The 22,193-nt window shown below is 68.5% G+C and carries 14 protein-coding genes; 10 read left to right on the top strand and 4 right to left on the bottom strand.

Features of this window, described 5'->3' with window-relative positions:
* Positions 1-16: 16 nt before the first annotated feature.
* On the bottom strand, positions 17-3,853 hold the full coding sequence (locus OHA05_RS27945) for a GH92 family glycosyl hydrolase (protein ID WP_328862030.1): 3,837 nt from the start codon (positions 3,851-3,853) through the stop codon (positions 17-19).
* A 509-nt stretch (positions 3,854-4,362) separates the two neighbouring features.
* Here OHA05_RS27945 and ngcE point away from each other — a divergent pair.
* From ngcE to OHA05_RS27995, 10 genes are all read left to right on the top strand, one after another.
* Complete coding sequence (gene ngcE / locus OHA05_RS27950) at positions 4,363-5,811, top strand: N-acetylglucosamine/diacetylchitobiose ABC transporter substrate-binding protein (protein ID WP_313943547.1); 1,449 nt, start codon at positions 4,363-4,365, stop codon at positions 5,809-5,811.
* 49 nt (positions 5,812-5,860) lie between these two features.
* A complete protein-coding gene (locus OHA05_RS27955) occupies positions 5,861-6,784 on the top strand; it encodes a carbohydrate ABC transporter permease (RefSeq protein ID WP_313943546.1) in 924 nt (307 codons plus the stop codon).
* A gap of 145 nt (positions 6,785-6,929) precedes the next feature.
* Positions 6,930-7,796 (top strand): carbohydrate ABC transporter permease, encoded by an 867-nt coding sequence (locus tag OHA05_RS27960; RefSeq protein WP_313948827.1) that lies wholly within the window; start codon positions 6,930-6,932, stop codon positions 7,794-7,796.
* A gap of 241 nt (positions 7,797-8,037) precedes the next feature.
* Positions 8,038-9,237: an ROK family transcriptional regulator gene (locus tag OHA05_RS27965; RefSeq protein WP_313943545.1), complete on the top strand. Its 1,200-nt coding sequence runs from the start codon at positions 8,038-8,040 to the stop codon at positions 9,235-9,237.
* Positions 9,238-9,359: 122 nt separating this feature from the next.
* Positions 9,360-10,472, top strand: a complete 1,113-nt coding sequence (locus OHA05_RS27970; protein WP_313943544.1) for a sugar ABC transporter substrate-binding protein — start codon at positions 9,360-9,362, stop codon at positions 10,470-10,472.
* Between the two features lie 197 nt (positions 10,473-10,669).
* Positions 10,670-11,458 carry an ATP-binding cassette domain-containing protein gene (locus tag OHA05_RS27975; RefSeq protein WP_313943543.1) on the top strand — a complete coding sequence of 263 codons (789 nt, stop codon included), beginning with the start codon at positions 10,670-10,672 and terminating at the stop codon, positions 11,456-11,458.
* Positions 11,455-12,756 (top strand): sugar ABC transporter permease, encoded by a 1,302-nt coding sequence (locus tag OHA05_RS27980; RefSeq protein WP_328862031.1) that lies wholly within the window; start codon positions 11,455-11,457, stop codon positions 12,754-12,756. The genes OHA05_RS27975 and OHA05_RS27980 overlap by 4 nt, the downstream gene beginning before the upstream one ends.
* A 163-nt stretch (positions 12,757-12,919) precedes the next feature.
* Positions 12,920-14,833 (top strand): 1-deoxy-D-xylulose-5-phosphate synthase, encoded by a 1,914-nt coding sequence (gene dxs / locus OHA05_RS27985; RefSeq protein WP_313943541.1) that lies wholly within the window; start codon positions 12,920-12,922, stop codon positions 14,831-14,833.
* A gap of 172 nt (positions 14,834-15,005) precedes the next feature.
* Entirely contained in the window at positions 15,006-16,553 is a 1,548-nt protein-coding gene (locus OHA05_RS27990) for an amino acid permease (protein WP_313943540.1), read from the top strand.
* Positions 16,554-16,691: 138 nt separating this feature from the next.
* A complete protein-coding gene (locus OHA05_RS27995) occupies positions 16,692-18,191 on the top strand; it encodes an ArnT family glycosyltransferase (RefSeq protein WP_313943539.1) in 1,500 nt (499 codons plus the stop codon).
* Positions 18,192-18,332: 141 nt separating this feature from the next.
* Here the strand turns inward: OHA05_RS27995 and OHA05_RS28000 are convergent, their stop codons facing one another.
* The 3 genes from OHA05_RS28000 to OHA05_RS28010 form a co-directional block, all read right to left on the bottom strand.
* The gene (locus OHA05_RS28000; protein ID WP_313943538.1) at positions 18,333-18,719 is read right to left on the bottom strand and encodes an NYN domain-containing protein; all 387 of its coding nucleotides are present in this window, start codon (positions 18,717-18,719) and stop codon (positions 18,333-18,335) included.
* A 67-nt stretch (positions 18,720-18,786) separates the two neighbouring features.
* Entirely contained in the window at positions 18,787-20,913 is a 2,127-nt protein-coding gene (locus tag OHA05_RS28005) for a 3-hydroxyacyl-CoA dehydrogenase NAD-binding domain-containing protein (protein ID WP_313943537.1), read from the bottom strand.
* Complete coding sequence (locus tag OHA05_RS28010; protein ID WP_313943536.1) at positions 20,910-22,130, bottom strand: thiolase family protein; 1,221 nt, start codon at positions 22,128-22,130, stop codon at positions 20,910-20,912. Before OHA05_RS28010 ends, OHA05_RS28005 begins: the two co-directional genes overlap by 4 nt.
* Positions 22,131-22,193: the final 63 nt, after the last annotated feature.

Raw genomic sequence — 22,193 nt, forward strand, 5'->3', positions numbered from 1 at the left:
GATCGGGAGAGCGGGATCAGGAGATCAGCTCGATCTCCGCCAGCGTCGGTGTCCCCACCGCCACCAGCCGGTACGTGGTGTACGTACCGGGCCGCGCGACGGTGAAGGCCCGGGTCTGCTTGTCCCAGGTGAACTTCTGGCCGGACCGCTGGTCGAGATCCTTCCAGCGCTCCCCGTCGTTCGAACCCTGGAGCACCCACCCGGTCGGCGCCTTGGCGCGGGCCGAGGAGGTCAGGGTGTACTGGAGCGCCCGCGTCTTCGACGCCACCGGCAGCTCCACCGTGCCGAGCGTCGTCTCCGTCGCCGACGAGTTGTCGAACAGCGGACCCGAACCCTCGATCACGTCGTGCCGCGGCTTCGGCGCCTGGTCGTCCTGGGTGATGGAGACCGGGGCCGCCTTCTTCCCGCTGCCCCAGGCGGACGGCTTCGGCCCCATCGCGAACTCCAGGGTGCCGCCGCGGGCGATCAGTTCGTGCGGCAGGGCAGTGGAGTTCCAGGACTTGCCGTTCACCTTCAGGCCCTGGACGTAGATGTTCTTCGCGCTGTTCTTGGGCGCCTTGACGACCAGCTTGCGGCCGTTGTCCATCCGGACCGTCACCTTGGTGAACAGCGGCGAGCCGATCGCGTACTCACCACTGCCCATCACCAGCGGGTAGAAGCCGAGCGAGGAGAACAGGTACCAGGCCGACTGCTCGCCGTTGTCCTCGTCGCCGTGGTAGCCCTGCCCGATCTCGCTGCCGGTGTAGAGGCGGGAGAGCACCTCGCGCACCTTCTCCTGCGTCTTCCAGGGCTGCGAGGCCGCGTTGTACATGTAGGTGACGTGGTGGGCGACCTGGTTGGAGTGGCCGTACATGCCCATCCGTACGTCACGCGCCTCGGTCATCTCGTGGATGACGCTGCCGTACGAACCGACGAACTCGGGGGAGGCCGTCTCCGGGGTCGAGAAGTAGGTGTCGAGCTTCTTGCCGAGCCCGGAACGTCCGCCGTAGAGGTTCGCCAGGCCCCGGCTGTCCTGCGGAGCGGTGAAGGCGTAGCCCCAGCCGTTGGTCTCCGTGTAGTCGTAGCCCCACACCCGCGGGTCGTACGAGGCGCTCGGCACCCGCCAGTCGCCCTTGAGATCGCGGCCCTGGAAGAAGCCGGCCTCGGAGTCGAAGAGCGAGACGTAGTTGCGCGCCCGGTTGAGGAAGTACTCCGACTCCTCCTTGTACCGCGGGTTCTTGGTCTTCTGGTAGAGCGCCTTGCCCATCGAGGCGATGCCGTAGTCGTTCAGGTAGCCCTCCAGCGACCAGGACAGGCCCTCATGGGTCGAGGTGGAGGCGTAGCCGAGGAACGGCGAGGTCTCCATGCCCTTGCGGCCGACGCCCGAGGACGGCGGGACGACCGACGCGTTCTTCAGCGCCGCCTCGTACGCCGCCTCGGCGTCGAAGTCCACGCCCTTGACGTACGCGTCCGCGAAGGCGACATCGGAGCTGGTGCCGGTCATCAGGTCCGCGTAGCCCGGTGAGGACCAGCGGGAGATCCAGCCGCCGTCCTTGTACTGCTGGACGAAGCCGTCCACCAGCTCGCCCGCCTTCTTCGGAGTGAGGAAGGAGTACGCGGGCCAGGTGGTGCGGTAGGTGTCCCAGAAACCGTTGTTGACGTAGACCTCACCGTCGACGATCTTCGCGCCGGTGTGGGTGGGGGTGTCCGGGCCGGTCATCGGCGAGAACGGGCTCGCGTACTGCTGCTTGGGCCGCGACTTCGTGCCGGTGTTCTCGAACCCGGAGTTCGGGTAGAGGTACAGCCGGTACAGGCTGGAGTAGAGCGTGGTCAGCTGGTCGCGGTTGGCGCCCTCCACCTCGATCCGGCCGAGCACCTCGTCCCATGCGTCCTGCGCCTTGTCCTTGACCCGGTCGAAGCGGCTGCTCGCCGGGAGTTCGTCGGCCAGGTTCTTCTTCGCCTGGTCGACGCTGATGAGCGAGGTGGCCAGGCGCAGTGTGACGCTCCGGTCCTTGCCGGCGTCGAACCGGAAGTGACCGCTGACGCCGGTGGCGCCCGAGTCGGTGACCGGGGCGTCGAAGACGCCGTGGACGAAGAGCCGGGTGGCGCCCGTCGACAGGCCGCTCTTCACGTCCGAGTAGCCGCTGAAGGAACGGGTGGCCGCATCGAGGGTCAGGCCGCCCTCCTTCGTCACGTTGTCGAAGAGGATGCTCGCGTCGTCACCGGGATAGGTGAACCGCATCATCGCCGCGTGGTCGGTCGGGGTCATCTCGGCCTTGAGGCCGTTCTCGAACGTGACGCCGTAGTAGTGCGGACGCGCGGTCTCGTTCTCGTGCCTGAAGGGCAGCGCCCGCTTGTCACGGTCGGTGTCCGGGGTGCCGGCGAGCGCCGACGGCATCACCTGGAACGTCTGCCGGTCACCCATCCAGGGGCTGGGCTCGTGGCTGGCGGCGAACGCCTCCACGGCGGGCAGATTGTCCGCGTTGTTCCCGCGGGAGTACTCGTACAGCCAGCTCTTGGACTCGGCGTTGGTGACCGGGGTCCAGAAGTTGAAGCCGTGCGGCACGGCGGTCGCGGGGAACGTGTTGCCGCGTGAGAAGGAGCCGCTGGAGTTGGTGCCGCGCGTGGTCGAGGCGTAGTCCGACAGGTGCGCCAGGCGCTTCTCCGGGGCCTTCGGCGCGAGCGTGATGTCGTCGACCCAGCCCTGGAACTTCGCCGGGCCCTTGGGGGAGTCGTACGCCACCAGCACGCGGTCGACGGTCTTGCCGGACGCCACCGAGCCGATCCGGGAGGCCACGTGGTTCCACTGGTTGACGTACAGCCGCTTGGCGGCCCCCTGGCCCTGCGGGGTCAGCAGCCCGCCGTGCGCGTCCACGGCCCGCAGATCGCTCAGATAGGTGCCGTCGGTGAAGGCGAGGTCCACCGACACGTTCGTGGCCGGGTAGTTCAGATCCGTCTCCGGGAGGGAGGGGAAGATCCGGTACGAGAGCTCGGTGTCGCGGCCGACGGCCGTGTTGACGTCGAAGACCTTGTTGTACGAGTAGGCCCGTCCGTCCGCCTTGTGGTTGCCGGCGTAACGCAGGGCACGCTTTCCGGTGAATCCGGCGTTCGACTTGGCGGTGGGGGAGCCGGCCGGCCCGCGGTCGACGAGGCTGCGCATCTCGTCCGGCGTCGGGGCGCTGGTGTCACCGTTGGAGAACTGGACGTCGGCCAACTGGGTGGCGTCCGAGGCACCGTTGTTCTTGGTGATCTCCAGCCGGTAGTGCGCGTAGGCCGTCACCTCGGACGCGGCGCCGATGTCGTACGTCCTGGTCTGGAAGCGCTTCTCGAAGCTCTGGCCCTCGCGGGTGTCCAGGACCTTCCAGTCCTTGCCGTCGGCGGAGCCCTTGAGGGTCCAGTCCTTCGGGTCCCGTTCGGCGTGGTCGTTCGCGGACGTCATGGCGTACGTGACGACCTTGACCGGCTCGTCGGTGTCGAACTCGATCCAGGCGGTGGGCTCGAATCCCAGCCATTTGGTGCCCGGCTGAAGGTCGACCAGGTTCTCCTTGGTTTCTCCCGCGCCGGTGTTCTCGCCGCTCGCGCGGAGCTCTATCACCTTGTCGGTGATATTGCCCGGTATTCCGGTGGAGAAGCCGCCGTCGACACCGGATGACCGCTTCTTTCCGTCCGGGCCGACTTCTACGGTATTGCGCCAGTCGGGCTGGCGTTCGTCCTCCTCGAAGGAGGTCGTGAATTCCCGGTCTGCCGCGGCGGATGGAGCCGCCGGCGCGGGCTGGGCGACGGCGGCCGACTGGCCCGTCACCACGAGCAGGGAAGCGGCAGCCACCAGGGCTGCCGCATTGAGTGGACTCTGCCGAAGTCTGGGTCTGGCCATCACGGGCCTGTCCTCCAGGTGAAGCCGCGTCGGACAACGTTGTCAGCGCGATGCGCAGGCTCCAGTAGGGAGGCAAGTGCTACGCGGTGTCAAGGGTGTTGGCGATGTGGCGCGGCTGGATTCGACCGTTCCGCAACAAATGATGTGGTCATATGGGCGCGCACGGGGGCCAGGTATCCGTCGAGGTCTCAACTCGGGAAAGACTGCCCCCCAAAGTTGCTTTCGATCTTGCTCCGTTGACCTGAAGTGGACTATACCTGTCGGCGTCCGCCTACCTGTTTTATATGGCAGCGGGCCAGGGGGGACGGGGGAGGCGGACGGCCGAGCGTATCGACTACCGTCCCCACACGATCCGTTCCCGCTGCCAACCGTGCACGACCCCGAGCTTCACTGGTTTTCCCCCCGGGAGAACACAGCAACTGACCGCGGTGGCGGGGCCCTTCGCCTGTGGCGATATGGACGGGCGACCGGTACACCGCCTGAGTCCTGGAGAAGGCGAGGACTTGAGCATGGGATCCACCTCCGCCCACAACAATGAGGGCCTTGGCCGTCGTAGTCTGATCAAGCGGTCTGCCGCACTCGGCCTGCTGACCGTGCCGACGATGAGCTTCCTGTCCGCCTGCGCGAGCGGCGACGGTGGCAGCAGCGACAAGGTCGACAAGGGCCAGAAGTCCGCCAAGAACCCGCTCGGCGTCAACGAGACGGCGCAGCTCGAGGTGGTCATCTTCGACGGCGGATTCGGCCAGCAGTACGCACTGGACGCCGAGAAGAAGTACGAGGCCGCCTTCCCCAAGGCCCCCAAGGTCAAGCACCGGGCCACCCAGAAGATCCAGTCGGAGCTCCAGCCGCGCTTCAACGGCGGCACCCCGCCGGACCTGATCGACAACTCCGGCGCCCAGCAGATGGACATGGGCGTCCTGGTCGGCAAGAAGCAGCTCTCCGACCTCACCCCGCTGCTCGACGCGCCCTCCATCGACGACCCCAACAAGAAGGTCCGCGACACCCTGCGGCCGGGCATCGTCGAGATGGGCCAGTTCGACGGCGAGCCGGTCTGGATCCTCTACTACGCCTACACCGTCTACGGCGTGTGGTACTCGCAGACCAACCTCGAGAAGCTCGACTCCGCGTACCCGGAGACCTGGGACGAGATGCTCGCGCTCTGCGCGAAGGCGAAGAAGAAGGGCATCGCCGGCTGGACCTACGCGGGCAAGCACCCGTACTACCTGCCGTTCTCGCTCTACCCCTTCATCGCCAAGATCGGCGGCCGCGAGGTCCTCGACGCCATCGACAACCTGGAGCCGAAGGCCTGGGAGCACTCCGCGGTCAAGGCCGCGTTCGAGGCCTACTACGAGCTCTACAAGAAGGGCTACATCCTCAAGGGCACGCCCGGCATCGACCACATCCAGTCCCAGACGGCCTGGACCGAGGGCAAGGCGCTCTTCATCCCCAACGGCTCCTGGGTGGAGAACGAGGCGGCGAAGACCACGCCCAAGGACTTCAAGATGATGGTGGCCGCGCCCTCCAGCCTGGACGCGTCCGACAAGCTGCCGTTCGGCACCATCTGGGCGTCCGGCGGCGAGCCCTTCATCGTGCCGGCCAAGGCGAAGAACGCCGAGGGCGGTATGGAGCAGCTGCGCATCATGCTCAGCGAGGCCTCGTCGAAGAGCTTCACCGCGTCGGTGAAGTCCCTGACGGCGTTCAACGGCGGAACCGACGGTCTGACGCTCTCGACAGCCATGCAGTCCGGCGTCGACTCGCTGAAGAAGGCCGGCGACAACGTGGTCAACCCGCGCATCCAGGACTGGTACGTGAAGCTCCAGAAGGAGCAGATCGGCGTTGCCGGTCTCGGTGAGATGATGGCCGGCCGCGCGACCCCCGCGGAGACCATCAAGAAGATCCAGGGCTTCGCGGACGCGGCGGCCAAGGACCAGTCGATCAAGCACTACAAGCACCAGTGAGCAGGCGTCACCAGCGGCGGCATTCGCCGGAAGATCGGGGTCGGTAACCATGCAACACGGCAAGTACCGGTTCATCGTGGGCTTCTTGGCTGCCCCCTTGGCCTTGTACGCGGTCTTCGTCATCTGGCCGTTCATCCAGTCCATCTACTATTCGTTCACGGACTGGACGGGCCTGAGCCCGGACTTCAAGATGGTCGGCTTCGACAATTACAGTCGAATGCTCGACGACGACATCTTCTGGAAATCGCTGCAGCACAGCCTCTGGTTCGCGCTGCTCCTGCCGCTGGTGACGCTCGGCCTCGCACTGTTCTTCGCGTTCATGCTGAATGTCGGCGGGCGGCGCCGGAAAGGCGCCGCCATCGCCGGTGTCCGCGGTTCGTCCTTCTACAAAATCGCGTACTTCTTCCCGCAGGTGCTGTCGATCGCGATTGTCGCCCTGCTGTTCCAGTTCGCGTACAACCCCAACGACGGTGCGATCAACGGCGCTCTCCAGGCCGTCGGTCTCGACAGCATCCAGCCGGACTGGCTCGGCGACCCCGATCTCGCCCTGTGGTGTGTCATGGCGGTCCTGGTCTGGAGCACGGTCGGATTCTTCGTCGTCCTCTTCTCCGCCGGTATGGCGTCCATTCCCAAGGACTTCTACGAGGCGGCACTGCTCGACGGCGCGAGCCGGTTCACCACCTTCTTCCGCATCACCCTTCCGCTGCTGTGGGACACCGTGCAGTCCGGCTGGGTCTACATGGGCATCCTCGCCCTGGGCGCGGAGTCGTTCGCGGTCGTGCAGATCATGACCGTGGGACCGGGCGGACCCGACTACTCGACCACGGTCCTCACGCTGTACGTGTACCAAACGGCCTTCCGCGACGGACAGGCCGCCTACGCGACCACGATCGGTGTCGCCCTGCTCGTCGTCACCCTGGCCTTCGCGGCCGTCGTGATGCGGCTGGGCCGGCGCGAGCGGCTGGAGTACTGATGCGGCGTCATCCCGGGGACAGGCCCTCGGACCCCCGGCAGAAAAACAGCTCGGTCGCGGTGGCCGGCACGACAGCACGAGGTGATTTCCGGTGAAATCCACTGACGCGCCGCCCGCCGGTGTCTCCGAGGTCCGCCAGCCGGTCATGAAGACGAAGGCGGAGCCCGCCGCCCCCGCCAAGAAGACCTCGGGCAGTGTGCTCAACGTCTTCTCGCACGGCGTGCTCGTCATCTGGGCGATCATGGTCGTGCTGCCGCTGCTGTGGGCGGTGATGACGTCCTTCAAGACGGACCGGGCGATCTTCACCTCGCCGTGGTCGCTGCCCGACTCACTGCACTTCGAGAACTGGTCGCGCGCCTGGAGCCAGGCGCACATGAGCGACTACTTCCTCAACACCATCCTGGTCGTGGGCGGTTCGCTGATCGGCACGCTGCTGTTCGGCTCCATGGCCGCGTACGTCCTGGCGCGCTTCGACTTCCCCGGGAACCGCTTCATCTACTTCCTCTTCATCGGAGGGATGAGCTTCCCGATCATGCTGGCGCTGGTGCCGCTGTTCTACGTGCTGAACAACGTCAGCCTGCTGAACACGCTGCACGGGCTGATCCTCGTCTACATCGCCTACTCGCTGCCGTTCACGGTCTTCTTCCTGACCGCGTTCTTCCGGACGCTGCCGTCGTCGGTGGCCGAGGCCGCGATGATCGACGGCGCGTCGCACACCCGGACCTTCTTCCAGGTCATGCTGCCGATGGCCAAGCCGGGACTGATCAGCGTCGGCATCTTCAACTTCCTCGGTCAGTGGAACCAGTACATGCTGCCGACCGTGCTCAACACGGACCCGGACCGCAAGGTGCTCTCGCAGGGTCTGGTGGAGCTGGCCGTGAGCCAGGGGTACAAGGGCGACTGGTCCGGACTGTTCGCCGGTCTGGTGATGGCGATGCTGCCGGTGCTTGCCGCGTACATCATCTTCCAGCGTCAGGTGGTGGCGGGACTGACGGCCGGCGCGATCAAGTAGCCCGTCCGTGCCGAAGCGACGGCCGTGCCCCGGCGGGCCTTCCCGCCGGGGCATTCGCCGTACCGGTGCCCTGTGCGACGGTGCGCGGGTGTCCCTCGCGCCGCTCAAGGTCTTGACGGGATAACCCCCTGGGCGTTCAGCTTAGAGTTCACAAGTTGGAGAGACGTCGGGATTGCCTCACGGGCATTCCGGCCGGGGGCGGCCGTCGTGCCGCCCACCGGGGGCAGGAGTGGATGAGTCAATGGAGACTCCGGGATCGCAGACATCTCTGCACCGGGCCAACCTCGAACGGGTTGTGCGCGCGGTCCGCATGGCGGGCTCGCTGACGCAGGCCGAGATCGCGAGGAGCACCGGCCTGTCCGCGGCCACGGTCTCCAACATCGTTCGCGAACTGAAAGACGGCGGCACCGTCGAGGTCACACCCACCTCCGCGGGCGGCCGGCGGGCCCGCAGCGTCTCCCTCAGCGGTGACGCGGGCATCGTCATCGGCGTCGACTTCGGCCATACGCATCTGCGGGTCGCCGTCGGCAATCTCGCCCACCAGGTGCTGGCCGAGGAGTCGGAACCGCTCGACGTCGACGCCTCTTCCGCACAGGGCTTCGGGCGGGCCGAACAGCTGGTCAACCGGCTGATCTCGGCGACCGGTATCGGCCCGGACAAGGTGATCGGCGTGGGCCTCGGTGTGCCCGGTCCCATCGACGTGGAGTCCGGCACCCTCGGCTCCACCTCGATCCTGCCGGGCTGGACGGGGATAAACCCCAGCGAGGAGCTCTCCGGACGGCTCGGCGTCCCGGTCTACGTGGACAACGACGCCAACCTCGGCGCCCTCGGCGAGCTCGTCTGGGGCAGCGGACGGGGGGTGCGGGACCTCGCGTACATCAAGGTCGCCAGCGGTGTCGGCGCCGGTCTGGTGATCGACGGCCAGATCTACCGCGGGCCGGGCGGCACGGCCGGGGAGATCGGCCACATCACGCTGGACGAGTCCGGTCCCGTGTGCCGCTGCGGCAACCGCGGCTGCCTCGAGACGTTCGCCGCCGCCCGCTACGTCCTGCCGCTGCTCCAGTCCAGTCACGGCGTCGATCTGACCATGGAACGCGTGGTCCAGCTGGCCCGGGAGGGCGACCCCGGCTGCCGCCGGGTCGTCGCCGACGTGGGCCGCCACATCGGCAGCGGCGTCGCCAATCTCTGCAATCTCCTGAACCCGAGCCGCGTAGTACTGGGCGGGGACCTCGCGGAGGCCGGAGAATTGGTTCTCGGACCCATTCGTGAGTCCGTCTCCCGGTACGCCATCCCCAGCGCCGCGCGGCAGCTGTCGGTGGCACCGGGCGCTCTTGGTGGACGGGCCGAGGTGCTTGGCGCACTGGCTCTGGTGCTCAGCGAAATGGGCGATTCGACCCTTCTTGACAGCGCTCTGCCGACCAGTGCGCCTGCCTTCACTTAGATAACGAATGGCACCGTTGTCATCTCGTTAAGGATTTACTCCTTGACGCTGGCACCGGGGCCGAGTTGACTTCCAGCCACCTCGGCCGCAACGACGCGGCCCCGTCAGGGAGGTTTCCACAGATGAACGCACATCTGCGTCGTGCCGCCGTTGCTACTGCCGCCACCGCCATGGCCGTCTCGCTCGCTGCCTGTGGCAGCGCGAAGGAGTCCGGCGACAAGGCCAAGGAGTCGGGCGCCGCGAAGGGCGACGACATCACGGTCGGTCTGCTGCTGCCGGAGAACCAGACCGCGCGCTACGAGAAGTTCGACAAGCCGCTGATCGAGAAGAAGGTCGGCGAGCTGACGAACGGCAAGGCGAAGGTCGTCTACGCCAACGCCAAGCAGGACGCGACCCTGCAGACGCAGCAGGTCGACACCATGATCACGAACAAGGTCGACGTGCTGATCGTCGACGCTGTCGACTCCAAGGCCATAGCCGGTGGCGTCAAGAAGGCCAAGGAGGCGGGCATCCCCGTCGTCGCCTTCGACCGCCTGGCCGAGGGCCCGATCGACGCCTACACCTCCTTCGACAACGAAGAGGTCGGCCACGTCCAGGGCAAGGCGCTCCTCGGAGCGCTGGGCACCAAGGCCAAGGCCGGCTCCATCGTCATGATGAACGGTGCGATCACCGACCCGAACGCCGCGCTCTTCAAGAAGGGCGCGAAGGCCGAGCTCGATGGCAAGGTCACCGTCGGCAAGGAGTACGACACCAAGGAGTGGAAGCCGGAGAACGCCAACGCCAACATGGAGGCGGCGATCTCGGCCCTCGGCAAGAACAAGATCGTCGGCGTCTACTCCGCCAACGACGGCATGGCGGGCGGCATCATCACCGCCCTCAAGGCCGCCGGCATCTCCCCGCTCCCGCCGGTCACCGGCCAGGACGCCGAGCTCGCCGGTGTGCAGCGCATCGTCGCGGGTGAGCAGTTCATGAGCGTCTACAAGCCGTACCAGCCGGAGGCCGCTGCCGCCGCCGAGATGGCTGTCGCGCTCGCCAAGGGCGAGAAGCTCGACTCGATCGCCAAGGACACCGTGGACAGCCCCACCACCAAGGGCATCCCGACCGTGCTCGTCCCGGTCGTCTCGCTGACCAAGGCCAACATCAACGACACGGTCATCAAGGACGGCGTCTACACCGTCCAGGAGATCTGCACCCCGAAGTACAAGGCTGCCTGTGACGCGGCGGGCCTGAAGTAAGGCCGTGGGCCCCTCCGGGCCCGCACCCGCAGAAGCCTGTCCGGCGTCCCGCCCCATCCCAACCACCCCGCTGATGGGGCGGGGCGCCGGACGGATCGTTTCGCCCCTGGTGCCGCTCCCGGGGCACTAGTTCCCTGCTGCTCAGCCTCCGCGCCACACCCCGGCGCGGCATCCCCGCCGGTCAGGCGGCGAAGGAGATGGTTCACGTGTCCGCTACGCCCGTGTTGGCGTTGCGAGGGGTCTCCAAGCGATTCGGTGCCGTCCAGGCGCTCACCGACGTAGAGCTTGAGGTCCACTCCGGAGAGGTCGTAGCCCTGGTGGGCGACAACGGCGCCGGAAAGTCCACGCTGGTCAAGACGATCGCCGGCGTGCACCCCATCGATGACGGTGTCATCGAGTGGGACGGCAAGTCGGTGTCGATCAACCGTCCGCACGACGCCCAGGCCCTGGGCATCGCGACCGTCTACCAGGACCTCGCGCTGTGCGACAACATCGACGTTGTCGGAAACCTCTACCTCGGCCGGGAGATCCGCAAGCGCGGCATTCTCAACGAGGTCGAGATGGAGCGTCGTGCACTCGAGCTCCTGAACACGCTGTCGATCCGCATCCCCAGCGTGCGCATCCCGATCGCGTCGCTGTCCGGCGGTCAGCGCCAGACGGTGGCCATCGCCCGTTCGATGCTCGGCGAGCCCAAGCTCGTCATCCTCGACGAGCCGACCGCGGCCCTCGGTGTCGAGCAGACCGCCCAGGTCCTCGACCTCGTCGAGCGGCTGCGCGAGCGCGGTCACGCGGTGATCCTGATCAGCCACAACATGGCTGACGTCAAGGCCGTCGCCGACAAGGTCGCCGTCCTGCGCCTCGGGCGCAACAACGGTGTCTTCGACGTGAAGTCCACGTCGCAGGAAGAGATCATCTCCGCCATCACGGGCGCCACGGACAACGCCGTGACCCGTCGTGCGGCGCGCAACGCGGAGGTTCAGAAGTGAACATCGACAAGACCTCCACGACGACCGACGCGCCCTCGGACGCGCCCGTCGTGAACCCGGAGGCCGCCAAGGCCGCCGTCACCGCGGTCGACCCGCGGCTGCTGGTGCGCGAGCAGGGCCTCGCGGGCTACTTCTCCGAGTTCAAGCGCAAGATGCACGCCGGTGACCTGGGCTCGATGCCGGTCATCGTCGGTCTGATCATCATCGGCGCGATCTTCCAGAGCCTGAACTCGAACTTCCTCTCGGCCGAGAACCTGAGCAACATCGCGGTCACGATGGTCGCCACCGGCATGATGGCCGTCGGCATCATCTTCGTTCTGCTGCTCGGTGAGATCGACCTGTCGGTCGGCTCCGTCAGCGGTGTCTCCGGCGCCGTCGTCGCGGTGCTGAGTGTCACCCACGGCATGAACGAGTGGCTCGCGGTCCTCGTCGCGGTCGTCTCCGGCGCCGCCATCGGCGCGCTCCACGGCTTCTTCTTCGCCCGGATCGGCGCCCCCGCGTTCGCCGTCACGCTGGCCGGCCTGCTGTTCTGGCTCGGCTTCATGCTCCAGCTGCTCGGCGAGAACGGCACGATCAACCTGGACGGCGAAGGTGTCGTCGGCAAGCTGACCACGTACTACTTCACCGACGTGGCTGCCGCCTACGGTCTGGCCGCGGTCGCCGTGGCCGGCTTCTTCCTCTCCAGCTTCTACGACAACCGCCGCCGTGCGGCCGCCGGCATCCCGTCCCGGCCGCTCGTCGACATCGTGGTGCGCACCGTGGCCCTGGCCGTGATCGCCTTCGCCGGCGCGATCATGTTCAACCAGTACAAGGGCCTGCCGCTGGCGCTGGTCCTGTTCCTCGCCGTCCTCGTGATCACGGACTTCGTCCTCCGCCGTACCACCTACGGCCGGAAGATCTTCGCGCTCGGCGGCAGCGTGGAGGCCTCGCGGCGTGCCGGTATCAACGTCACGGCGATCCGGATCTCCGTCTTCTCGCTCGCCGGCACCTTCGCGGCCATCGGCGGCCTGTTCTGGGCCTCCAAGATCGCGGCGGCGAACCAGAGCGCCGGCGCCGGTGACCTGCTGATGAACGTCATCGCGGCGGCCGTCATCGGCGGCACCAGCCTCTTCGGTGGCCGGGGCCGGACCTGGAACGCCCTCCTCGGCGTCATGGTCATCGTCTCGATCCAGTACGGACTGGCGCTCGAGGGCATCGCCACCCCGATCCAGTACATGATCACCGGTGGTGTGCTGCTGGCCACTGTTGTGATCGACTCGATCACCCGCAAGACGCAGAAGACCGCAGGTCGCGCCTAGCACAACCGGCCAGTGCCCGGCACCGTGACACGGTGCCGGGCACTGCTGCGTCTGGGCCGTTGGAGTGATGCGGAACGCACCGCCCGATGACTGCGCTCCGGCGCGGAACATTAGACTCGACGAATCGGCACGCTCGACCAGCTCAACAGTCAAGGAGGCACGGGTGGCTTTGCTTACCCGTATCAAGGGACCGCGCGATCTGGACCGGCTCAGCCCGGAGCAGCTGGATCAGCTGGCCGCAGAGATCCGGACCTTTCTCGTCGACGCGGTCTCCAAGACCGGCGGACACCTCGGTCCCAACCTCGGCGTCGTCGAGCTGACCATCGCTCTCCACCGGGTCTTCGAGTCCCCGAAGGACAAGGTCCTGTGGGACACCGGTCACCAGAGCTACGTGCACAAGCTCCTCACCGGCCGTCAGGACTTCTCACGGCTCAAGATGAAGGGCGGCCTCTCCGGCTACCCGTCGCAGGCCGAGTCCGACCACGACGTCATCGAGAACTCCCACGCCTCCACGGTGCTCGGCTGGGCCGACGGCCTCGCCAAGGCCAACGAGGTGCTCCGCAAGGACGACCACGTCGTCGCGGTCATCGGTGACGGAGCCCTGACCGGCGGTATGGCCTGGGAGGCGCTGAACAACATCGCCGCCGCCAAGGACCGCCCGCTCGTCATCGTCGTCAACGACAACGAGCGCTCCTACGCGCCCACCATCGGCGGCCTGGCCAACCACCTCGCCACCCTCCGGACGACCGACGGCTACGAGCGCTTCCTCGCCCGCGGCAAGGACATCCTGGAGCGCACCCCCGTCGTCGGCAGGCCGCTCTACGAGACCCTGCACGGCGCCAAGAAGGGCCTCAAGGACTTCATCGCTCCGCAGGGCATGTTCGAGGACCTGGGACTGAAGTACGTCGGCCCCATCGACGGCCACGACATCGAGGCGCTGGAGTCCGCCCTCGCCCGCGCCAAGCGCTTCGGCGGGCCCGTGATCGTGCACTGCCTCACCGAGAAGGGCCGCGGCTACCAGCCCGCCCTCCAGGACGAGGCGGACCGCTTCCACGCGGTGGGCAAGATCCACCCCGACACCGGTCTGCCGATCGCGAGTTCGGGACTCGACTGGACCTCCGTGTTCGGCGAGGAGATGGTCCAGCTCGGCAAGGAGCGGGAGGACATCGTGGCGATCACCGCCGCGATGCTCCAGCCGGTCGGGCTCGACAGGTTCGCCAAGGCCTTCCCCGACCGTGTCTACGACGTCGGCATCGCCGAGCAGCACGGCGCGGTCTCCGCGGCGGGTCTGGCGACCGGCGGCGTGCACCCCGTCTTCGCGGTCTACGCCACCTTCCTCAACCGCGCCTTCGACCAGGTCCTGATGGACGTGGCCCTGCACCGCTGCGGCGTCACATTCGTCCTGGACCGCGCCGGTGTCACCGGCACCGACGGCGCCTCGCACAACGGCATGTGGGACATGTCGATCCTCCAGGTCGTCCCCGGCCTGCGGATCGCCGCCCCGCGTGACGCGGACCAGGTACGGGCCCAGCTGCGCGAGGCGGTCGAGGTCGACGACGCGCCGACCGTCGTGCGGTTCTCCAAGGGCGCCGTCGGCCCCTCGGTGCAGGCCGTGGGCCGGGTCGGAGGCATGGACGTCCTGCGGGAGGCGAAGGTTGCCGACCCCGACGTCCTGCTCGTCTCCGTCGGCGCGCTCGCCCCGATGTGCCTGGAGATCGCCGATCTCCTCGACAAGCAGGGCATCTCCACCACCGTGATCGACCCCCGCTGGGTCAAGCCGGTCGACGAGGCCCTCGCGCCGCTCGCCGAGCTGCACCGGGTCGTCGTCACCGTCGAGGACAACAGCAGGGTCGGCGGCGTCGGATCCGCCGTCGCCCAGGCGCTGCGGGACGCCGGCGTTGATGTCCCGCTGCGTGACTTCGGCATCCCGCCGCGCTTCCTCGACCACGCCTCCCGCAAGGAGGTCATGGCCGAGATCGGCCTGACGGCACCGGACATCGCCCGTCAGGTGACGGGGCTCGTGGCCAGGCTCGACGGCCGTTTCGACAGCGAGGCCGTGGAGCCCGCCCGCGACTGACCGTCACCCGGTTGACGCGAATGGCGCTGCACAGCGTGCATGAATAGGGGCCGGAGGGTCACCCTGGTGGGGTGGTCCTTCCGGCCCATTCGCGTGAAGCGTGCTGTGACGGCCGCCCGTGGACCACCCACCGTCCCGATGATGTCGGGGACGTCAAGCGTGGAGGTGCACGGTGAGCACACAGACAGACCCTGCGGGCGGCCCAGCAGGCAGAAGGGGCGCCTTCCGGACCAAGACGGTCGAGCAGTCGATCCGCGACACGGAGGAGCCGGAGCACGCGCTGAAGAAGTCGCTCTCCGCCTGGGACCTGACCGTCTTCGGCGTCGGCGTCATCATCGGCACGGGCATCTTCGTCCTCACGGGTATCGCGGCCAAGGAGAACGCCGGGCCCGCGACCGCCCTGTCCTTCGTCGTCGCCGGCGTCGTCTGCGCACTGGCGGCGCTCTGCTACGCGGAGTTCGCCTCCACCGTGCCGGTGGCGGGTTCCGCGTACACGTTCTCCTACGCCTCCATCGGCGAACTTCCGGCCTGGATCATCGGCTGGGACCTGGTCCTGGAGTTCGCGCTCGGCACCGCCGTGGTGGCGGTCGGCTGGTCCGGGTACGCGCGGCACCTCCTGGACACCAACCTCGGCTGGCAGATGCCCTCCGCCCTGTCGGGACCCGATGCGGGAGGGCACTTCGACCTGCTGGCCTTCCTGCTCATCCTGGCGCTGACCGCCATCCTGGTCATCGGCATGAAACTGTCCGCCCGGATCACCGCGATCGTCGTCGCGATCAAGGTCACCGTGGTCCTGCTGGTCATCGTCGCGGGCCTGTTCTTCATCAAGGCCGACAACTACACCCCGTTCATCCCTCCGGCCGAGGCGCAGGAGACGGGGGGCGGTCTCACGGCGCCGCTGGTGCAGGTCCTGTTCGGCTACGACCCCACCAACTTCGGCGTCATGGGCATCTTCACCGCGGCGTCCATCGTCTTCTTCGCCTTCATCGGGTTCGACGTCGTCGCCACCGCGGCGGAGGAGACCAAGAACCCCCAGCGGGACATGCCCCGCGGCATCCTGGGCTCCCTGATCATCTGCACCGTGCTCTACGTGGCCGTGACGCTCGTCGTCACCGGTATGCAGAACTACAAGGAGATGTCGGCGACCGCGCCGCTCGCCGACGCCTTCAAGTCCGTCGACCAGCCCTTCTTCGCCGGTGCCATCAGCCTCGGCGCGGTCGTGGGCCTCATCACCGTCTGCATGATCCTGCTTCTGGGCCAGACCCGGGTGTTCTTCGCGATGAGCCGTGACGGACTGCTGCCGCGCTTCTTCTCCGTCACCCACCCGAAGTTCCGGACCCCCCACCGGGCGACCATCGTGCTCGGCTGCGCCATCGCCGTCATCGCGGGCTTCACCAGCCTCGAGGCGCTCGCGGCCCTGGTGAACATCGGCACGCTCTTCGCCTTCGTGATCGTGGCCCTCGGCGTCATCGTCCTCCGCCGCACCCGCCCCGACCTGCACCGCGCCTTCCGTACCCCGTGGGTGCCGGCGCTCCCCATCATCTCCATCGCGGCGTCGCTGTGGCTGATGCTGAACCTGCCGACCGAGACCTGGCTGCGGTTCGGCGTCTGGATGCTGATCGGTGTGGTCGTGTACTACCTCTACGGCCGCGGGCACAGCCGGTTGCAGACGCGAGCAGGGTCCGGCGGATCCCTCTCGGGTGACGGCAACCCCAAGTAGCCCGGCGGGCCGCACCCCCGCTCAGCAGCGGTAACAGCGCCACCTTTCGCACCGGCCCCGTATGTCCTGCTCCGGCAGGACCTGCGGGGCCGGATACTGTGCGTTTCCGGGCCTGCACCCTGACCCGGAAAGGCACTCATGCCGGCGGAGCCGCCATCCTCGCTACGCCGCGTCCCCGCGCGGTCCCTGCCCCGGCAGCGCCGCCGGGTACCGGCCCCGGCGCGCCGTCTCCACTACTGGCGGCGGCTGCTTCCGGCCCTCGGCCTGCTCGCGCTCGTCACCCGCATCCCGTCCTTCGGGCACCGGCTGTGGAGCCCGGACGAGGGCTATCTCGCCGTCCAGGCGCGGATACTGGCGGACGGCGGAGCGCTGTACGAGACCGTCGTCGACCGCAAGCCGCCCCTGCTGCCGCTGCTCTACGAGACGCTGTTCGCGCTGTTCGGCGACGAGTCGCTGCGCTCGGTGAGGGTCCTCGCGGTCCTCGCCCAGCTCGTCACCGCCGCACTGCTCGCCAGCATCGCCCGCCGCCGCTGGGGCGATCGCGCCGGGCGCACCGCGGGCGTGCTGTATCTGCTGGTGTCCATCGGCCTGAATCCCGAGGACGCCCAGGCCGCCACCTTCGAGGTCTTCATGCTGCCGTTCACGGCCGCGGCCGTCCGGTACGCGGACCGCGGCCGCTGGGGCGCCGCGGGCGTCGCGGTTGCGGGGGCGTTCCTGACCAAGCAGACCGGCGGAGCCGTCCTCGGTCCGGTCCTGTGGCTGCTCTGGCAGACCGCGCCGGTGCACCGCAGCGCACTGCTGCGCACGGCTCTGGGATTCGCCCTGCCGGTCCTGGCCGCCGCGCTGCTCACCGACCCGTCCGGCTTTCTGTTCTGGACGGTCACCGGATCGGGGGCGTACGCCTCGTTCACCGGCTCCGAACTGCACGTCCTGTCCCGGGCCGTGGCCAACACGGCGCTGCTCGGGGCCGCCTGCGCGGGACTGGTCCCGCCGGTCGTGCGGGTGCTGCGCAGTGCGCGCACGGGCGTGGGCGACCTCTGGCTGTGGCTGGCGTCGTCGGCGGCCGCCGTGCTGCTGGGTTTCCACTTCTTCGGGCACTACTACCTGCAACTGATCCCGCCGCTGGCCCTGTTGGCGACGGGAGCCCTGCAGATCCTGCCGCGTCACCGGCTGGCGTCCGCGCTGGCGTGGTCGGCCTGCGGCTGCGCCCTGTTCCTCCTCTGGGGGACGCTGACGCCTCGTCCGGAGCTGGCCCACGCCCAGCGCCTCGCGACGGCCGTACAGGCCCGTACAGGCCCCGCTGAGAGCGTTCTCGTGTGGGGGATACACCCCGAGACGTACTGGCTCGCCGACCGGCCGCCCGCCAGCCGCTTTCTGACGGCCGGTCTGCTCACCAACTACAGCGGCGGCCGCAACGGCCCCCAGGTGGGGGAGAAGTACGGGGTGGAGGGCGCCTGGCCCACGTTCGCCGACGAGATGCGCGCCCACCCGCCGGCGCTGATCGTCGACGACTCCCGGGGCAAACCCTTCGCCCCCGAACGCGTCCCGACCCTGCGCAGACTGCTGGAGCGGCACTACGAACCGCTCCCCGGCGAGATCGACGGCGCGGTGCTCTACGTCCGCTCGTCCGGCGGCTGAGAGCCTGTCGGGTGATCTTCGACCGGGAAGCGGATGCGGTCTGGTGCGTGCGATTCCAAGGCGCCAGGATGCCCTTGTAGCGGAGCTGCCAGGGTATTTCGGTAACGCGGGAAGGGTGCGTGCCAGGGTGTGGACGCCCGGTCAGAGGTCACCCGGCAGGTTCTGAAGCGCCCGGGGACCCACGCAGCCGGCGCCGAGTGCCTCGACGCGCCGCCGCAGTTCCCGGTCGGCCGTGACCACCACGACGTCCCGGCCGGCATCCGCCTCGGCGACCAGCTCCACGATCCGGTCGTCACCGCTGCCGGGCGCCGAGGAGACCCGTACCGCGGGGATGCTCTCCACACCGCGCGCGGCCCCCTCCGCGACGAGCACCACGTCGAGGGGGCCGGGATGCGCGGCCAGCCCGGCGGCGGCGACCTGCGGCAGCCGGTCGCGCAGTCGTTCCACGGCCCCGCGCCGGTCCCGCCACCAGCCGTCCGGCACGGATCCGATGACGTTGGCCGCGTCGACGATCAGCAGGGGTTCCATGCATTCAGCGTGACATGCGAAGGCCCCGGCACCGAGAGAGGTGCCGGGGCCTTCGTCAGCGGTACGACTACGCGGGGACGCTCGCGACGCCCTGCGCCAGGAACGGCTTGCCGTTCACCCGCTGGGAGACACCCTCACGGTCCAGGTACGGCGTGATGCCGCCCAGGTGGAAGGGCCAGCCGGCGCCGGTGATCAGGCAGAGGTCGATGTCCTGGGCCTCGGCCACGACACCCTCGTCCAGCATCAGACCGATCTCCTGCGCCACCGCGTCGAGAACGCGGTCGCGGACCTGCTCCTCGGTGAGGACGGAGTCGCCCTGCTGGAGGAGTGCGGCGACCTCGGGGTCCAGCTCCGGCTTGCCGGAATCGTAGACGTAGAAGCCGCGCTTGCCGGCCTTGACCACCGCGGCCAGGTTCGCCGAGACCGTGAAGCGGTCCGGGAAGGCGCGGTTGAGGGTCTCGGAGACATGCAGACCGATCGCCGGGCCGACGAGCTCCAGCAGGACCAGCGGCGACATCGGCAGACCGAGCGGCTCGATCGCCTTCTCGGCGGTGGCGACCGGGGTGCCCTCGTCGATGACGTTCTGGATCTCGCCCATGAAGCGGGTCAGGATGCGGTTCACGACGAACGCCGGGGCGTCCTTCGTCAGGACCGCGGTCTTCTTCAGCTTCTTCGCGACACCGAACGCGGTGGCGAGCGAGGCGTCGTCCGTCTGCTCGCCGCGGACGATCTCCAGCAGCGGCAGGACCGCGACCGGGTTGAAGAAGTGGAAGCCGACGACCCGCTCCGGGTGCTGGAGCTTCGACGCCATCTCGGTGACGGACAGCGAGGAGGTGTTGGTGGCGAAGATCGCGTGGGCGGGGGCGACGGCCTCCACCTCGGCGAACACCTGCTGCTTGACGCCGATCTCCTCGAAGACGGCCTCGATGATGAAGTCGGCGTCGGAGAAGCCCTCCGCCTTGTCCAGCACACCGGAGACCAGGGCCTTCAGGCGGTTGGCCTTGTCCTGGTTGACGCGGCCCTTGCCGAGCAGCTTGTCGATCTCGGCGTGGACGTAGCCCACACCCTTGTCGACGCGCTCCTGGTCGATGTCGGTCAGGACGACCGGCACCTCGAGGCGGCGCAGGAAGAGCAGCGCCAGCTGGGAGGCCATCAGGCCCGCGCCCACGACACCGACCTTGGTGACCGGGCGCGCCAGGCTCTTGTCCGGGGCGCCCGCGGGACGCTTGGCCCGCTTCTGCACCAGGTTGAAGGCGTAGATACCGCTGCGCAGTTCGCCGCCCATGATCAGGTCGGCCAGCGCGGTGTCCTCGGCGTCGAAGCCGGCCTGGAGGTCGCCGTCCTTGGCGGCGGCGACGATGTCCAGGGCGCGGTAGGCGGCCGGGGCGGCGCCGTGCACCTTGGAGTCGGCGATGGCACGGCCACGGGCGACGGCCTGGTCCCAGGCGTCACCGCGGTCGATCTCCGCCCGCTCGACGACGATCTCGCCCTTGAGGACGGACGCCGTCCACAGCAGCGACTGCTCCAGGAAGTCGGCGCCCTCGAAGATCGCGTCGGCGATGCCGAGCTCGAAGACCTGCGCGCCCTTGAGCTGCTTGTTCTGGTTGAGCGAGTTCTCGATGATGACCGAGACCGCGCGCTCGGGGCCGATCAGGTTCGGCAGCAGTGCGCAGCCGCCCCAGCCGGGGACGAGACCGAGGAAGACCTCGGGCAGCGAGAAGGCGGGGATGGCCTGCGAGACGGTGCGGTACGAGCAGTGCAGACCGACCTCGACACCGCCGCCCATCGCCGCGCCGTTGTAGTACGCGAAGGTCGGCACCGCGAGGTGGGACAGACGCTTGAAGACGTCGTGGCCGCCCTTGCCGATGGCGAGCGCGTCGGAGTGCTCCTTGAGCAGCTCCACACCCTTGAGGTCGGCGCCGACGGCGAAGATGAACGGCTTGCCGGTGATGCCGACGCCGGTGATCGAGCCCTCCGACGCCTCCTTCTCGACCTGGTCGATCGCGGCGTCGAGATTCGCGAGCGACTGCGGGCCGAAGGTGGTCGGCTTGGTGTGGTCCAGGCCGTTGTCGAGCGTGATCAGCGCGAACCGGCCCGCGCCGGGCAGGTCGAGGTGGCGTACGTGCGCCTGCGTGACGACCTCGTCCGGGAACAGCTCGGCCGCGCCCTTCAGGAGTTCCGTGGTGGTGCTCACTTGGTGCCTCCGTCGAAGTGCGGGTTCTCCCAGATGACCGTCGCGCCCATGCCGAAGCCGACGCACATCGTGGTGAGGCCGTAGCGGACCTCGGGCTGCTCCTCGAACTGGCGGGCCAGCTGCGTCATCAGACGGACGCCGGAGGAGGCCAGCGGGTGGCCGAACGCGATCGCGCCGCCGTACTGGTTGACGCGCGCGTCGTCGTCGGCGATGCCGTAGTGGTCGAGGAAGGCGAGCACCTGGACGGCGAAGGCCTCGTTGACCTCGAAGAGGTTGATGTCCTCGATCGACAGGCCCGCCTTGGCCAGCGCCTTCTCGGTCGCCGGGATCGGGCCGTAGCCCATCACCTCGGGCTCGACGCCGGCGAAGGCGTACGAGACGAGACGCATCTTGACCGGCAGGTTGTTCTCGCGCGCGAACTCCTCGGACGCGATGAGCGAGGCGGTGGCGCCGTCGTTGAGACCGGCGGCGTTGCCCGCGGTGACGCGGCCGTGCACACGGAAGGGGGTCTTCAGACCCGCGAGGCTCTCCAGCGTGGTGCCGGGACGCATCGGCTCGTCCTGCGTGACCAGGCCCCAGCCGGTCTCGCCGGCCTCGGGGTTGGTGCGGCGGACCGAGATCGGCACCAGGTCCTGCTGGATCTTGCCGTTCGCGTACGCCTTCGCCGCCTTCTCCTGCGAGCGCACGGCGTACTCGTCGGCGCGCTGCTTGGTGATGTGCGGGTAGCGGTCGTGAAGGTTCTCCGCGGTCATGCCCATGAACAGGGCGGACTCGTCGACGAGCTTCTCGCTCACGAACCGCGGGTTCGGGTCGACGCCCTCACCCATGGGGTGGCGGCCCATGTGCTCGACACCGCCGGCGACGGCGATGTCGTACGCACCGAAGGCCACGCTGCCCGCGACGGAGGTGACGGCGGTCAGGGCGCCGGCACACATGCGGTCGATCGAGTAGCCGGGCACGGACTGCGGCAGACCCGCGAGGATGCCCGCGGTGCGGCCGATGGTCAGGCCCTGGTCACCGATCTGCGTGGTCGCGGCGATCGCCACCTCGTCGATCTTCGCGGGGTCGAGGTCCGGGTTGCGGCGCAGCAGCTCCCGGATCGCCTTCACGACGAGATCGTCGGCCCGGGTCTCGTGGTAAATGCCCTTCGGGCCCGCCTTGCCGAACGGGGTGCGGACGCCGTCGACGAAGACGACGTCCCTGACGGTACGAGGCACGATGGCTCTCCTCCAGGGTGCGGGGTGGCACTGCTGCGGGGCGCGCTGAGCGCGCGCTTTCCT

The organism is Streptomyces sp. NBC_00306, from assembly GCF_036169555.1.
GTDB lineage: Bacteria > Actinomycetota > Actinomycetes > Streptomycetales > Streptomycetaceae > Streptomyces > Streptomyces achmelvichensis.

Coding starts and splice junctions, on each gene's coding strand:
- OHA05_RS28000 (WP_313943538.1), bottom strand. CDS start 18,719: ATGGAACCCCTGCTGATCGTCGACGCGGCCAACGTCATCGGATCCGTG.
- OHA05_RS27960 (WP_313948827.1), top strand. CDS start 6,930: ATGAAGACGAAGGCGGAGCCCGCCGCCCCCGCCAAGAAGACCTCGGGC.
- OHA05_RS27970 (WP_313943544.1), top strand. CDS start 9,360: ATGAACGCACATCTGCGTCGTGCCGCCGTTGCTACTGCCGCCACCGCC.
- OHA05_RS27955 (WP_313943546.1), top strand. CDS start 5,861: ATGCAACACGGCAAGTACCGGTTCATCGTGGGCTTCTTGGCTGCCCCC.
- ngcE (WP_313943547.1), top strand. CDS start 4,363: ATGGGATCCACCTCCGCCCACAACAATGAGGGCCTTGGCCGTCGTAGT.
- OHA05_RS27965 (WP_313943545.1), top strand. CDS start 8,038: ATGGAGACTCCGGGATCGCAGACATCTCTGCACCGGGCCAACCTCGAA.
- OHA05_RS27945 (WP_328862030.1), bottom strand. CDS start 3,853: ATGGCCAGACCCAGACTTCGGCAGAGTCCACTCAATGCGGCAGCCCTG.
- OHA05_RS27975 (WP_313943543.1), top strand. CDS start 10,670: ATGGTTCACGTGTCCGCTACGCCCGTGTTGGCGTTGCGAGGGGTCTCC.
- OHA05_RS27995 (WP_313943539.1), top strand. CDS start 16,692: ATGCCGGCGGAGCCGCCATCCTCGCTACGCCGCGTCCCCGCGCGGTCC.